This window comes from Lentibacter algarum (assembly GCF_040580765.1).
GTDB lineage: Bacteria > Pseudomonadota > Alphaproteobacteria > Rhodobacterales > Rhodobacteraceae > Lentibacter > Lentibacter algarum.
Window position 1 is genome coordinate 1,056,181 of the sequence record NZ_CP158687.1, and the last position, 13,240, is coordinate 1,069,420.

Genomic DNA, 13,240 nt, shown 5'->3' on the forward strand with positions numbered 1-13,240 from the left:
GCAAGTCTGCGTCTCTGCTCTGGCCTTTGAGGGTGTTTTGGGGTTTTGTGCGGGCGAACAATTAGGAGAGTGCGACATGGACTTGGGAATTGCTGGTAAGAAGGCGCTTGTTTGCGCATCATCCAAGGGCTTGGGCCGTGGCTGCGCCGAGGCGCTGGCCGAAGCGGGCGTGAACCTTGTTATGAACGCGCGTGGCGCGGAGGTTTTGGAAGCTGTTGCTGCTGATATTGCTGGGAAATATGGTGTTGAAGTTACCACTGTGGCGGCGGATGTGACCACCGAAGAGGGGCGTGCAAAAGTGCTCGCCGCGGCGGGGGATGTGGACATCCTTGTGACCAATGCAGGCGGCCCACCTCCAGGCATGTGGACCGACTGGGGCCGCGACGATTTTGTTGCGGCGCTGGATGCAAATATGCTGACGCCAATTGCTTTGATGCAGGCCCTCGTGCCGCACATGCAAGCGCAAGGCTGGGGCCGTGTTGTGAACATCACCAGCCAGTCTGTGAAAGCGCCTATTCCTGTGCTGGGCTTGTCAAACTCAGCGCGTGCAGGGCTGACAGGCTTTGTGGCGGGTACGGCGCGTCAGGTTGCGCCATCTGGTGTCACGATCAACAACTTGCAGCCCGGGATTCACGCTACAGATCGTGCGGTTTCGCTGGATGCGGGGGTGGCGAGTGCGCAGGGTATCAGTTCTGAGGAGGCGCAAAAGCAGCGCGAGGCGACCATTCCGACGCGGCGCTACGGCACGGCGGAAGAGTTTGGCGCAACATGTGCATTCCTGTGCTCTCAGCACGCGGGTTTTATCGTTGGTCAGAATATTTTGCTGGATGGCGGTGCTGTTAACTCCACCATGTAAGAGTTTGTTATAAATATTTATTTGCGCGCTGGTGGCTTGGGAATTAGCTTCTGGCGCGCAAGTGTTTTTATGATCTCGATTCCGAAAGATTCATTGCCGTGTTTGCCGTCTTCATGGGCGAATTTGGCAGGGAGTGTGCCTGATTTATCCGCAAGATCGGTGTTTGGGTCATAGAGCGGCAGGCCGCGGTCGCGGATGAGCTGGCTTAGGGCGTCATTGAGAGCGTGCAGCAGTGGGTTGTCTTCAAATTGGGGCGGAGTCACGACAACGAGTGGCGCGCTTGCTGCTATGCTTGCGAGGCCATCAAGCGCCTCTGCGCGTGCGTCTTCGAGCCAAGCGGTGAGAAAGGCAGGCGAGAGGAGGGTTTCGGCGGATCTGGAGGGCACGTGGCTGAGGCCAAGTTTGTTCAAGCGCATTTCGGTGAGGAATTGCGAGCTATGATAGCCGATGCTCGCTACGACGGGCGTGCCAGATGTGAGAGGGGTGGCGCTACCGACTGCCTTGGCTAAACTCTCGATCTTTTGGCGGGCTCGAAAGCGTTTTGAGGACAGGGATCCGTCTGCTTGCAGGCGCATGACCCCGTCGCGCCATGCCGCGGCGGAAGTGGCGAAGCTGATGCAGTCATATCCAAAAGCCTTGGCCCCAAGGGCGAGTGCGCGGGCGTGGCTGTCCCCGACGACAATCAGCCGACTCATGCTTTGGCGCCCTGATCGAGCAAGATTTCTTCGCATGCGAGCTCTTCTGCGGCAGCCTCGGCAGCGACACCTGCGCGGCGGCGGGCTTCGGCCTCATCTTTTGGCAGTTGGGATTTTGAAAATCGCATGCCACGAAAGAAGTGTTCCATCACCAGCGCGACGCCTTCTGGCGCGACCGAGCGCATATTGGGCGCAAAAAACTGGGCGCGGGTCGGGGGCGCTGCAATGATTTCGTAACTTGGGAAATAGTCTATGTCTTTGGCCATTTCAGAGAGATCACCCGCGACGGCGCGCAAGACGGACTTGGAATACTGGGTCGCGAGCAGAACGTGATGGCCAGTCGCTGTGGCGGTGAGCGGTACCGGGGAGACCGTAAGCAGGATTTTGATCTCAGGATTGAGGGCGCGCAATCCGCGGACAGCGGATTTCATCGATTTCATGATCTGGGGGTAGCGGTAATTGACGAAGCTGTGTTGGGCTGCGTCATAGGAGCCTGCGAGAGTTCCGGGGCAGAGCGCGTAGGGCTGGCCTGTTTCGGCGTGCTCAAAACCTTCGGTGAGACCCATGGTGAAGACAAAGACTTGGGCTTCGCGAACAGAGCGGCCAAAGGCGCGGGCCGTGTTCTGAAGCATTTCGAGGCAGTCTGCTTGGGAGTCGAACCCTTCAGGCTCTATTGCTGGCCGCAGAGAGTCGCGGAAGCGGCCTTCATTCTCCCATATCTCGATGGCGGCGCAACGCTCGGGCTTTTGGGCCAATGCGACCCAAAGCTCTAGCATCCGTGCCGTATAAATATTGGCGGTGCGGGAGGAGTAAACGCCATAGCCAAAGCGTGCGGCAACCTCTGTTGTGGCTGAGGCGGGGGCAGGTTCTGCATTGACCCAGGGTTTTCCGTTGGCTTGCACCGCACGAGAGATGTGCTGGGCAAAGCAGCTGCCGTAGGTTGCGAATGCGGCGTTTGTGGGGAGCTTCCATTTTGAGCGGAAGAGGCCGTCATAGCCCCATATGCCAGTTTCTGCGACAGCTGTTCGCCAGAACGCCGACGGGGGCTGTGAAGAATAGGGGGTATCACTCATAAACTGGCCTCAACTTTTGGAGCAGTTTCCGACATGGACCAAGCGCGGTCAAGCGGAGCGTAAGGCAAGAGAGAGGTTTGAGCGATGAGCAAGCTTTGGCAGGGCTCGTTGCGAAAGGAAGAATTGTCCCAAATCGTTAATTTTAGTATGATGAGGGGAGAATGTCGGTGGCGGGGCAGGCGCGCTTGGTATGGCTGTTTCAGCTGCGAGCCAGGCTGCGTCAATAAGTTATTCATTGAAAAGAATATGACGGTATACAAACGCGAATAAATTCAATATTGTGAATAAGACCAAAAACAGGGAGGCGAGATTCGATGTCAGAAAGCTCGGGAATTAAGGCGCCATCGCGCCGCGCTTTTTTGAAAGCAGCGGCGGCGTCTGTACCAGTGGCGGCAGTGGCCGGCACGGCGCATGCGGATGATCCATTGATTACAGAAGTGCAGGAATGGGCCTCGGGCCTTGGAGCAGGGGTGGACGAGACACCTTATGGCCTGCCAATTCAGTATGAAGGCGATGTTATTCGCCGCACTGTAGAGTGGCTGACGGCTGATCAGATCAGCTCGATCAACTTCACGCCGATCCACGCATTGGACGGTACGATCACCCCGCAGGGCTGTGCGTTTGAACGCCATCACTCAGGTGCGATCGAGCTGAAGAAAGAAGATTATCGTTTGATGATCAACGGGTTGGTCGACCAACCTTTGGTTTTCACATACGAAGATCTCGAGCGTTTCCCACGTGAGAACCACGTGTATTTCTGCGAATGCGCGGCAAATACTGGCATGGAGTGGGCTGGCGCCCAACTGAATGGCGCACAGTATACCCACGGTATGATCCACAACATGGAATACACGGGTGTGAGCTTGCGCACGTTGCTTGAAGAAGCTGGCCTTGATGCGGCAGGTGACCTTAAGGACAAGTGGGTTTATGTGGAGGGCGCGGATGCGAGTTCCAACGGCCGCTCAATCCCTATGGAAAAAGCTCTGGATGACTGCCTTGTGGCCTTTAAGGCCAACGGCGAGGCTCTGCGTATGGAGCACGGTTATCCTGTGCGCCTTTGCGTTCCTGGCTGGGAAGGCAACATGTGGGTCAAGTGGCTGCGCCGTATCGAAGTGACGGAAGCCGCTGTAGAAAGCCGCGAAGAGACATCAAAATACACTGACACGCTTGCCGACGGCACGAGCCGCAAGTGGACATGGGAGATGGATGCGAAATCTATCATCACAAGCCCGAGCCCGCAGATGCCGATCAAACACGGCAAGGGCCCGTTGGTTATCACCGGTTTGGCATGGTCGGGCCGTGGCGCGATTACGCGTGTGGATGTGTCCAAGGATGGCGGCAAGACGTGGGAAACTGCGCGCTTGGCCAAGCCTGGCGAGAAAATGGCGCTGTCGCGCTTTTATCTAGATACAACATGGGATGGGGAGGAGATGTTCCTTCAGGCCCGTGCTATGGACGAGACAGGCTATGTTCAGCCGACAAAAGACGAGCTGCGCGAAGTGCGCGGCGAAAACTCGATCTATCACAACAACTCAATCCAGACTTGGTGGGTTCAGCCAAACGGGGAGGCAGACAATGTCGAAGTATCTTAAACTGACAGTTGCGGCCCTTGCGCTGGCTGCGGCGAGCCCTGCGGCTGCTGAGAAGCTCGGCCTTGGCCGCGTGGCAACAGACGCCGAAGTCGCGGCGTGGAACAAGGACATCCACCCCGATGGCTCTGGCTTGCCAGAGGGTTCGGGCGATGTCTGGACCGGTGAAGAAGTCTTTGCTGAGCAGTGTGGCGTTTGCCACGGTGACTTTGCTGAAGGTGTGGGCAACTGGCCCAAGCTTGCCGGCGGTGCTGGCACGCTAGACCACAAAGATCCATTGAAAACAGTTGGCTCATATTGGCCATACCTTTCAACGACTTGGGACTATGTGAACCGCTCAATGCCGTTTGGCGCAGCGCAAACGCTGAGCAATGATGAAGTCTACGCGATCGTGGCTTATATCCTCTTCTCCAATGATCTTGTCGATGATGATTTTGTGCTCTCAAAAGAGACATTTCTGGATGTAGAGATGCCAAACGCGGGCGGGTTTATCATTGATGATCGCCGCACGTCAGAGGCGCATTTTGTGCGTGAGCCCTGCATGACGGACTGTAAAGATACAGTCGAGATCACCAGAAACGTTGTGTTCAAAGGCGACCCCAATTCACCTGATGATCCCGAAGCTGAGCCCGCAGCGGCTGAAGCTGCCGTCGAAGAAGCTGCAACAGAAGAGGCTGCGGCCGAACCTGTTGTAGAAGAAGCGGCGCTGGACATGGAGCTTGTCGCAAAGGGCGAGAAAGTCTTCAAAAAGTGCAAAGCTTGCCACCAAGTGGGCGAAGGCGCGAAGAACAAGACAGGTCCGGTCCTGAACGGTGTTGTCGGCGCGAAGCTTGGTCATATCGATGGGTTCAAATACTCAAAGACATTGGCTGAGATGGGCGAAAGCGGAATGGTCTGGGATGAGGCGAATATGACGGCCTTCCTGACCAAGCCAAAAGACTTTGTGAATAAGACTAAAATGTCTTTCGCAGGTCTGAAGAAGGAAGACGATATTCGCGCTGTGACCGAATATCTGAAATCTTTCCCCTAAGACTTACCAATGGGGGCGCATTTTCTTGCGCCCCCGTTTTGTCTCAGAATGATTCTGTGGCATGCTGCGTAGCAGGAACCTTTGGGAGGAGGGGATATGCTTACGAGACGGCAGTTTACATTTGCGGGAGCGGCGGCCTTCGGGGCCGCACGGACGGGCTTTGCCGCTGAGGTGGGCGACGACGGCCTGCACAAACAACCTTGGTTTTTAGATACATTCCTTGAGCTGGGCGATGATCTCGCTGCGGCGGCTGATAACGGACGTCATTTGATGATCCTTTATGAGCAGAACGGCTGCCCTTATTGCCGTGAGCTGCATGAAGTGAATTTTGCGCGCAGTGAGCTGAGCGACTACATCAAGGCGCATTATGACGTTATTCAGCTGGATATGTTTGGGGCGCGTGAGGTTCTCGACTTTGACGGGCAAGCGCTTGAAGAGCGGGATCTCGCCGCGAAGTGGGGGGTGAACTTCACGCCCACGACGATTTTGATGCACAATTCTAACGCAGGTGCTGTCAGCGTCAGTGAGGCTCAGAGCTTTCGCATGCCCGGCTATTTGAAACCGTTTCATTATCTTTCGTCCCTTGAGTTTGTGGCGGAGAAGAAATTTGAGGAGCAAACTTTCCAACGCTATTTGCAGGACAAGTTTGCGGAATTGGAGGCACAGGGGATTGATCCAGACGTTTGGTAAGGCGTTGGCTTTTGCTGCACTTGCGAGTGCTGCGGGGGCTGAAGAGATTGGAGATGCGGAGCGTGGCGCTAAGGTGTTTCACCAATGCACATCCTGTCATCAGATCGGCTATGGGGCGGAGCACCGTGTAGGGCCGCATCTAAACGGGGTTTTTGGCCGTGCTGCCGCAGTTTTTGCGGAAGATTACAAATATTCCAAGGGGTTGCGGCGTGAAGGCGAGAATGGGCTTGTTTGGGATTTTCGCACGCTTGATGCCTATATCGAAAATCCTAAAGCGCTTGTGAGCGGCACCCGGATGAACTTTCGTGGGATAAAGAACCCTGAAATGCGTGCGGATCTTTTGGCTTATATGCGCAGCTTTTCGGCCAGCCCTGCCGATATTCCAGAGGCGCAGCCAACGGGTGTTCCAAGGGAGGTTGAGCTGGAGCCAGAAATTCTCGCGCTGGTTGGAGACCCCGAGTACGGCGAATATTTGGCCAGCGAATGCTCCACTTGCCATCAAAGCAGTGGTGGCGACGATGGTATCCCATCGATTACGCAATGGCCTGATGAGGACTTTGTGGTGGCGATGCATGCTTACAAACGCAAGATTAGGCCACACCCTGTGATGCAGATGATGGCGGGACGGTTGACAGACGAGGAGATTGCCGCGCTGGCGGCATACTTTAAGAACCTAGAATAAATAACTGTTTTCAAAGGGAGGAAACGAAAATGAAACTCAACAGAAGAGCCTTTATCGGGACAGGTGCGGCGGCTGCCACACTTTTAAGCGCGCCGCATGTGCGCGCCGCTGGCGGCGGCGCGGGCAAAGTGATTGTGATTGGTGGTGGTGCGGGGGGCGCAACCGCTGCGCGCTATCTGGCCCGCGACAGCAAGGGCGAGATTGATGTCACGCTGATCGAGCCGAGCCGTGCCTACTACACCTGCTTTTTCTCCAACCTTTATATCGGTGGCTTTCGCGAGCTGAGCTCGATTGGCCACTCTTATGGCGGATTGGCGAACGAAGGGGTCAATGTGGTCCATGACTGGGCGATTGATGTTGATCGCGCGGCGAAGACAGTGAATCTCGCAGGTGGGGCTGTCTTGCCTTACGACAAGCTGATCCTCAGCCCAGGTATCGATTTTGTCGACGGCGCTGTTCCCGGCTGGGACGTGAGCAAGCAAAACAAGATGCCACATGCCTATAAGGCGGGGTCACAGTCTGAGCTTCTCAAAGCGCAGGTCGAGGCGATGCCTGAAGGTGGGATCTTTGCGATGGTTGCGCCGCCAAACCCCTATCGTTGCCCTCCTGGCCCGTATGAGCGGGTGAGCATGGTCGCGCATGTCTTGAAGAACATTAACCCGACCGCCAAGATTATCGTGGCGGACCCCAAGGAAAAGTTCTCAAAGCAGGGGCTGTTTCAGGAAGGCTGGAACAATCACTACAGCGGGATGGTTGACTGGATCGGCGCCGAGTTCGGGGGTGGCAATGTCGAAGTCAATGCGGACGACATGACTGTCAGTATTGATGGAGAAGTGACCAAAGTGGACGCATGCAATGTCATTCCTGCGATGAAAGCGGGACGGATTTGCGAAATTGCGGGTGTCAACGAAGGCAATTGGGCTCCTGTGATTGGTCATACAATGCAGAGCCGCGTGGATGAGAACGTCTATGTGCTGGGTGATGCGACCAACCAAGGCGATATGCCTAAGTCGGGCTTCTCGGCGAATTCGCAGGCCAAAGTGTGTGCGATGGCGGTGCGTGGAGCATTGACGGGAAGTAAAGTCTTCCCTGCGAAGTTCTCCAACACCTGCTGGAGCCTGATTGACACTGATGATGGCGTTAAAGTGGGCGCGACCTATGAGGCGACAGATGAAAAGATCGCCAAAGTTGATGGGTTTGTCAGCCAGACAGGTGAAGATGCAGCACTGCGTAAGGCGACTTATGAGGAAAGCATCGGCTGGTACGCGGGGATCACCGCGGATATGTTTGGGGCTTGAATGAGGCTTGGTCGGAGCGTGCTGCGCACGCTCCGACCCGATGGGGGGAGCTCTGCTCCCCCCAATGATTCAAAAGCGTACTCGCTTTTGAATCCCCCCCTCGGGATATTTTTGGAAAGAAAAAGGGCGCGCTGCAGGGATGCGGTTAGCTCCAGCTCACGCGGTAGCTGCGCGGTGTGCGATTGTAGCGTTCTTTGAAGCGTTTGGTGAAGTGGTTGGAGGAGGAAAACCCTGTGGCCACAGCAACGTCTGCCACAGTCATGTTGGTTTCTTTTAGGTAAGCGAGCGCGCGGGCGAGGCGGATTTCGAGATAGCAATGCATCGGCGGCTGGCCGATATGGCGTAGAAAAAGGCGCTCGATCTGGCGGCGGGAGACGCCAAGTTCGGAACAGATATCAGACATTGAGAGCGGGTCTTCGACCTCGGCGCGCATGAGATCAAGCGCGGCCAGCAAGTGTGGGTTACGTGAGCCGATGGCAGCGCTGGAGGCCGTTGTCTGAGAAGATTTGGAACTGGTGGCGCGGCCATGTAGGCACATATCGGCAACCACAGCGGCAAGTTTGGGGCCGTGGCGGCGTTCCATGAGGGCGAGCATCATGTCGATGCTGGCATTGCCGCCGCCGCATGTGATCAGGCCTTTGTCGATTTCATAGAGGCGGTCTGTGGGTGTGAGATCAGGATAATCTTCGCGAAAGCGTTGCTGATTTTCCCAGTGGAGCGTGAAGTACTGATCTTTGATAAGGCCTGTGGCCGCGAGTGCAAAGCTGCCTGTGCAAATGCCGCCGAATTTACGTCCAAAGCGCGATTCGCGGCGGATCCACGACAAGACGGGCTTGGAAATATTGCGCTCGGGTTCAACTCCGCCGCAGACAAAACAATATGCCCCTGAGGGCAGGCTCTCGAGCGGTTTGTCTGGGGTAATGCGCATGCCGTTGGAGCATGTTACAGGGGCGCCTGTCTCGGAGAGGGTGTACCAGTTGTAGAGCGGCTTTTCCGTGATCTGGTTGGCAATGCGAAGTGGCTCGATCGCTGCGGCGACGGCGAGCATTGTTGTTTTGGGCAGGAGCAGAAAGTGAAAGGTGTCGGTGACGCCATCAAACTCTACATCAAAATGCGCCGAGGAACCTTTTTCGACAAAGGAGCGAGGGCTATCGGACATTTTTGCTCCTTTCAGAAGGGGGTGAGCAAGCATAATGTGCTGCCTTATACCAATTGCGGCCAGTTTCAAGCAAGCTGATCAAGGGAATTCGAGGCAAACGGCCTTGCAGCCCTTGGTGCGCGCCACTAAGACTCTGTTAGCAATGGTCCGATATGGATCAGGTGAGATGTAAAAGCAGGCAGGATAAGATGACAGACCCGTATGAAACTTACATGAACACGCTTGTGCCGATGGTTGTTGAGCAAACAAGCCGCGGCGAGCGCGCCTATGACATCTTTTCGCGCCTTCTCAAGGAGCGGATTATCTTTCTGAACGGCCCCGTGCATGACGGCATGAGCAGCTTGATTGTGGCGCAGCTTTTGCACCTTGAGGCGGAAAACCCCTCAAAAGAGATCAGCATGTATATCAACTCGCCAGGTGGTGTGGTGACGAGCGGTCTGTCGATTTATGACACGATGCAATATATCAAGCCAAAGGTCAGTACGCTGGTGATCGGGCAGGCGGCGAGCATGGGCTCGCTTTTGCTGACCGCGGGCGAGAAGGGTATGCGCTTTAGCTTGCCGAACTCACGCGTGATGGTGCACCAGCCCTCTGGTGGCTATCAGGGGCAGGCTTCAGACATTATGATCCATGCCGAAGAAACGCTGAAACTCAAGCGCCGATTGAACGAGATTTATGTGCATCACACTGGGCAGAAACTGGCCGATGTGGAAGCCGCATTGGAGCGCGATAAGTTTATGAGCCCTGAAGAGGCGAAAGACTGGGGATTGATCGACGAGATCGTTACCAACCGCGAAAAATCTGGCGAGGCTGACGCTAAGGCGTAAGGCCGCCTTTGCGTGAATTTGAGATTGTGGCGCGGCGCGGGCTGACCTAAGCTGTGCCGTACCAGACGAAGCGGCAGGGCACTTTGGCCTCACCCGTGCAAGACGAAGGCCAGAAAGGGCAAACTGATGGCGACTAATTCCGGCGGCGACAGCAAGAATACGCTTTACTGCAGCTTTTGCGGCAAGAGCCAGCATGAGGTGCGTAAGCTGATTGCGGGGCCGACTGTATTCATCTGTGATGAATGCGTTGAGCTGTGCATGGATATCATTCGCGAAGAAACCAAAGGCAGCAGCCTGAAGTCAAGCGAAGGGGTTCCGACGCCACAAGAAATTTGCGGTGTGCTTGATGACTATGTGATTGGTCAGGCGATGGCCAAGCGTGTGCTCTCTGTGGCCGTGCACAACCATTACAAACGCCTCAATCACGCCCAGAAGGGCGGGGATATCGAGCTGTCCAAGTCTAACATTTTGCTGATTGGGCCGACAGGCTGCGGTAAAACCTTGTTGGCGCAGACGCTGGCGCGTATTTTGGATGTTCCGTTTACCATGGCGGATGCGACCACGCTGACCGAAGCGGGCTATGTGGGCGAAGATGTTGAAAACATCATTCTGAAGCTTCTGCAAAGCTCCGAGTATAACGTGGAGAAGGCGCAGCGCGGGATTGTTTATATCGACGAGGTCGACAAGATCACTCGCAAATCTGAAAACCCCTCGATCACGCGCGATGTGAGCGGTGAAGGCGTGCAACAGGCGCTTCTCAAGCTCATGGAAGGCACGGTTGCTTCTGTGCCTCCACAGGGCGGTCGCAAGCATCCCCAGCAGGAATTCCTGCAAGTGGATACGACCAACATCCTGTTTATCTGTGGTGGGGCTTTTGCAGGTCTTGACCGGATCATCAAACAGCGCGGCAAGGGCTCGGCCATGGGCTTTGGCGCGGATGTGCGCGACGAGAGCATGGTTGGAATTGGCGAGACGTTCAAATCACTTGAGCCAGAAGATCTGCTCAAGTTTGGTCTGATCCCCGAGTTTGTCGGGCGTCTGCCCGTTTTGGCGACGCTGGAAGACTTGGACGAGGATGCGCTTGTCACGATTCTCACCGAGCCGAAGAACGCGCTTGTGAAGCAATACCAGCGCCTGTTTGAGCTGGAAGATGCGCAGCTGACCTTTACTGACGATGCGTTGAGCGCGATTGCGCGCCGTGCGATTGAACGTAAGACAGGCGCGCGCGGCTTGCGCTCGATCCTTGAGGATATTCTGCTTAACACGATGTTTGATTTGCCTGCGCTTGAGAATGTGCAGGAAGTTGTTGTGAATGAAGAGGCTGTCATCTCTGATGCACAACCGCTCATCATTTATGCGGATCAAAAGAAAAAGGAAGGCGCGGCGAGCTAAGCGCAACCGCCTGAGCGAGACAGAGAAAAGCCCCGTTGGTGTGAAGCCAGCGGGGCTTTTCTTTTAGGCTTCTGTGAAGTTGTCACCCAGTAGAGCTGAGACATCCGCGGGTGAGAAATTTTCCCAAATCTCGGGGCTGGGGGCGAGAAAGCCGCCTATCAGGAGCGCATCTTGGAGGGCGGGGAAGTCTATCTCGCCGACAGCGTGGCGCGCTTTGCGCTCGCCTTTGGGCATCCAATTTCGGATCAGCGCATCAACACTGAGGGCAGTGACGCCAGCGAAGGCTTTGAGATGCGCTTCGATATAGTCCGTGGCCGAGGAGCGGCGGCGCACGATGATGGCGAGTTTTTGTGCGGGGCCCATGACCATGGCCGCGAGGTGAATGGCGGAGCCTTCTGCCGCTATGATATGGCTGGCGGCTTTGTAGCGCGCTATTTGTGTTGCGATATCATGCTCTTGAGGGTGAAAGACCTCATAACCCTGAGCCTCCAAGTGACGCTCCAGCGCCTCTTCGCCAACCAGAGAGCCTTTGCGAAACTCGAATTTGGAGCGTGAGATGTAGAGCTTCTCAGGCCCACTGGCGGGCACAGTCGCGCCAAATCTCTCCGCCATGAAGGCGCGGAACTCTGGTGTGCCACTTGAAATAGCACCAAGACCAAAGCCTTGCCCCGGCACGATGAGCCGCTCCACACGCATTGGTTCTGTCGCTATTTTGACGGGCAGGCCGGGGGCGAGCTCTTCAAAAAATTTCCATTGCCAGCGTTTGATCAGGCCTGCGTTGCGCGGGCGTTTGGGCGTGAAAAGAATGCCACTGAGCTCGCTTTCATGGGCGTCGAGTGCCCAAAGGCGGGGCGTGCTTTCGGCTAGAAAATGTCCGAAGTGAAGCCAGAGTGGGCCGCCCCAAAGCCAAGTGCCTTCGAGCGCCTTGGGAGTGTCTGACGGCATCGCTGGGGGCAATGTGAGCGCGCGATCACGGCGCCAGAGTGCGCCTTGGGCGACGTAATTGCCTGCACGATCCAGCACGCCTGTCGCTTGGACGAGGCCTGCCTCAATCGGCGGGACGATGAGCGCGTCTTCAAGTGTTGTGATCTTGCGCGACCAGCCATCGTCAGGCAGGGGCGGGGCATTGGGCACATCCGGACCGCGCAGGCACGTCCAGACGAGGCGGGTGCTGACGGAATTGTCTTTGGAAAAGCCCGCGTTGCGCAGGATCGTCTTGCACTCTTTCATGCCCTCCTTGCCGTAACTCTCGGGGTGAAACTCCAGCACGATAGCGCGCAAGCCTGTTAAGTCGGCGTGGCGTAGAAACTCCAACTCACCCCCTTCGATATCCATCAAAAGGACTGTTGGCTGAAAGCTTGTGCGCAGCTCTTCATAGCGCGCTGTCGGGATGGTGACGGCTTCTGTTTCGCGTTTGTCTGTGTCTGTGAGGGATGAGCCGAGGAAGCTGTTGCGCAGAAAAAACTCAACAGTTTCAGGCGGCTCCGGGTCTGTGAGCAGCACTTTGTTGTGAAGTTTGATCTTGGTTTTGATCTTGTTGAGCGCATAGAGCGCTTCGATGTGGGGGATCATGTTTGGATTGGCCTCAAAAGAGACCATCGCTTCGGGGCGGGCGTTGAGCTGTGTGACAGCGCCAACTATCCCGAGGCCTGCGCCCATCTCGATCACGCGGTCGGAAGGACCAACGACGGAGAGTGCACCAGCGATCTCTTGGCCTTCATAGCGGGCCTCATTGATGCGTGCGATGCGTGTTTCGTTGAGGAACGGAGAAGGTGGAACCTTGACGCCCATACATTCGGCGACATGTGTCGGGGGGGATTGAACTGTCATAATGTGCTGCCCAGCATCTTTTGTTTTATGCAAAGCTAGCAAATTGGCCGCTCCAGAGCTACGAATTTGAGCGAATGCGCGCTAAGTTTTGCAAAGCGAGGCGCAAATGGCGCAAGCGA

Annotated in this window: 12 protein-coding genes; 8 read left to right on the top strand and 4 right to left on the bottom strand. The window is 56.0% G+C overall.

Annotated features, from left to right (window positions below; translation table 11 throughout):
* Positions 1–76: 76 nt before the first annotated feature.
* Positions 77–856 carry an SDR family oxidoreductase gene (locus tag DSM117340_RS05050; protein ID WP_089888371.1) on the top strand — a complete coding sequence of 260 codons (780 nt, stop codon included), beginning with the start codon at positions 77–79 and terminating at the stop codon, positions 854–856.
* A 17-nt stretch (positions 857–873) separates the two neighbouring features.
* Here DSM117340_RS05050 and DSM117340_RS05055 read toward each other — a convergent pair whose 3' ends face one another.
* Together DSM117340_RS05055 and DSM117340_RS05060 are read right to left on the bottom strand one after the other, a co-directional pair.
* A complete protein-coding gene (locus DSM117340_RS05055) occupies positions 874–1,551 on the bottom strand; it encodes a hypothetical protein (RefSeq protein ID WP_089888372.1) in 678 nt (225 codons plus the stop codon).
* Complete coding sequence (locus tag DSM117340_RS05060) at positions 1,548–2,624, bottom strand: GSCFA domain-containing protein (RefSeq protein WP_089888374.1); 1,077 nt, start codon at positions 2,622–2,624, stop codon at positions 1,548–1,550. Before DSM117340_RS05060 ends, DSM117340_RS05055 begins: the two co-directional genes overlap by 4 nt.
* A gap of 314 nt (positions 2,625–2,938) precedes the next feature.
* On the opposite strand from DSM117340_RS05060, the gene soxC reads away from it, so the two are divergent.
* From soxC to DSM117340_RS05085, 5 genes are all read left to right on the top strand, one after another.
* A complete protein-coding gene (gene soxC / locus DSM117340_RS05065; RefSeq protein WP_089888376.1) occupies positions 2,939–4,216 on the top strand; it encodes a sulfite dehydrogenase in 1,278 nt (425 codons plus the stop codon).
* Entirely contained in the window at positions 4,200–5,243 is a 1,044-nt protein-coding gene (locus DSM117340_RS05070; RefSeq protein ID WP_089888378.1) for a c-type cytochrome, read from the top strand. Before soxC ends, DSM117340_RS05070 begins: the two co-directional genes overlap by 17 nt.
* Positions 5,244–5,339: 96 nt before the next feature.
* Positions 5,340–5,933 (top strand): thioredoxin family protein, encoded by a 594-nt coding sequence (locus DSM117340_RS05075; protein ID WP_089888379.1) that lies wholly within the window; start codon positions 5,340–5,342, stop codon positions 5,931–5,933.
* Positions 5,917–6,615, top strand: coding sequence for a c-type cytochrome (locus DSM117340_RS05080; protein WP_089889033.1), 699 nt, complete (start codon positions 5,917–5,919; stop codon positions 6,613–6,615). The genes DSM117340_RS05075 and DSM117340_RS05080 overlap by 17 nt, the downstream gene beginning before the upstream one ends.
* 29 nt (positions 6,616–6,644) lie before the next feature.
* Positions 6,645–7,913, top strand: a complete 1,269-nt coding sequence (locus tag DSM117340_RS05085) for an NAD(P)/FAD-dependent oxidoreductase (protein ID WP_089888381.1) — start codon at positions 6,645–6,647, stop codon at positions 7,911–7,913.
* Between the two features lie 145 nt (positions 7,914–8,058).
* Here DSM117340_RS05085 and DSM117340_RS05090 read toward each other — a convergent pair whose 3' ends face one another.
* On the bottom strand, positions 8,059–9,072 hold the full coding sequence (locus tag DSM117340_RS05090; protein WP_089888383.1) for a GlxA family transcriptional regulator: 1,014 nt from the start codon (positions 9,070–9,072) through the stop codon (positions 8,059–8,061).
* A gap of 188 nt (positions 9,073–9,260) precedes the next feature.
* Between DSM117340_RS05090 and DSM117340_RS05095 the strand changes: the two genes are divergently transcribed.
* Both DSM117340_RS05095 and clpX read left to right on the top strand, forming a co-directional pair.
* A complete protein-coding gene (locus tag DSM117340_RS05095) occupies positions 9,261–9,899 on the top strand; it encodes an ATP-dependent Clp protease proteolytic subunit (protein ID WP_089888385.1) in 639 nt (212 codons plus the stop codon).
* A 126-nt stretch (positions 9,900–10,025) separates the two neighbouring features.
* A complete protein-coding gene (clpX, locus tag DSM117340_RS05100) occupies positions 10,026–11,291 on the top strand; it encodes an ATP-dependent Clp protease ATP-binding subunit ClpX (protein WP_089888386.1) in 1,266 nt (421 codons plus the stop codon).
* A 63-nt stretch (positions 11,292–11,354) separates the two neighbouring features.
* Here clpX and DSM117340_RS05105 read toward each other — a convergent pair whose 3' ends face one another.
* A complete protein-coding gene (locus tag DSM117340_RS05105; protein ID WP_271437072.1) occupies positions 11,355–13,121 on the bottom strand; it encodes an FkbM family methyltransferase in 1,767 nt (588 codons plus the stop codon).
* Positions 13,122–13,240: the final 119 nt, after the last annotated feature.

Excerpts from the sequence above, each read along its gene's own strand:
- DSM117340_RS05090 (WP_089888383.1), bottom strand. The coding sequence starts at position 9,072 with ATGTCCGATAGCCCTCGCTCCTTTGTCGAAAAAGGTTCCTCGGCGCAT.
- clpX (WP_089888386.1), top strand. The coding sequence starts at position 10,026 with ATGGCGACTAATTCCGGCGGCGACAGCAAGAATACGCTTTACTGCAGC.
- DSM117340_RS05105 (WP_271437072.1), bottom strand. The coding sequence starts at position 13,121 with ATGACAGTTCAATCCCCCCCGACACATGTCGCCGAATGTATGGGCGTC.
- DSM117340_RS05070 (WP_089888378.1), top strand. The coding sequence starts at position 4,200 with ATGTCGAAGTATCTTAAACTGACAGTTGCGGCCCTTGCGCTGGCTGCG.
- soxC (WP_089888376.1), top strand. The coding sequence starts at position 2,939 with ATGTCAGAAAGCTCGGGAATTAAGGCGCCATCGCGCCGCGCTTTTTTG.
- DSM117340_RS05095 (WP_089888385.1), top strand. The coding sequence starts at position 9,261 with ATGACAGACCCGTATGAAACTTACATGAACACGCTTGTGCCGATGGTT.
- DSM117340_RS05055 (WP_089888372.1), bottom strand. The coding sequence starts at position 1,551 with ATGAGTCGGCTGATTGTCGTCGGGGACAGCCACGCCCGCGCACTCGCC.
- DSM117340_RS05075 (WP_089888379.1), top strand. The coding sequence starts at position 5,340 with ATGCTTACGAGACGGCAGTTTACATTTGCGGGAGCGGCGGCCTTCGGG.
- DSM117340_RS05050 (WP_089888371.1), top strand. The coding sequence starts at position 77 with ATGGACTTGGGAATTGCTGGTAAGAAGGCGCTTGTTTGCGCATCATCC.
- DSM117340_RS05085 (WP_089888381.1), top strand. The coding sequence starts at position 6,645 with ATGAAACTCAACAGAAGAGCCTTTATCGGGACAGGTGCGGCGGCTGCC.
- DSM117340_RS05060 (WP_089888374.1), bottom strand. The coding sequence starts at position 2,624 with ATGAGTGATACCCCCTATTCTTCACAGCCCCCGTCGGCGTTCTGGCGA.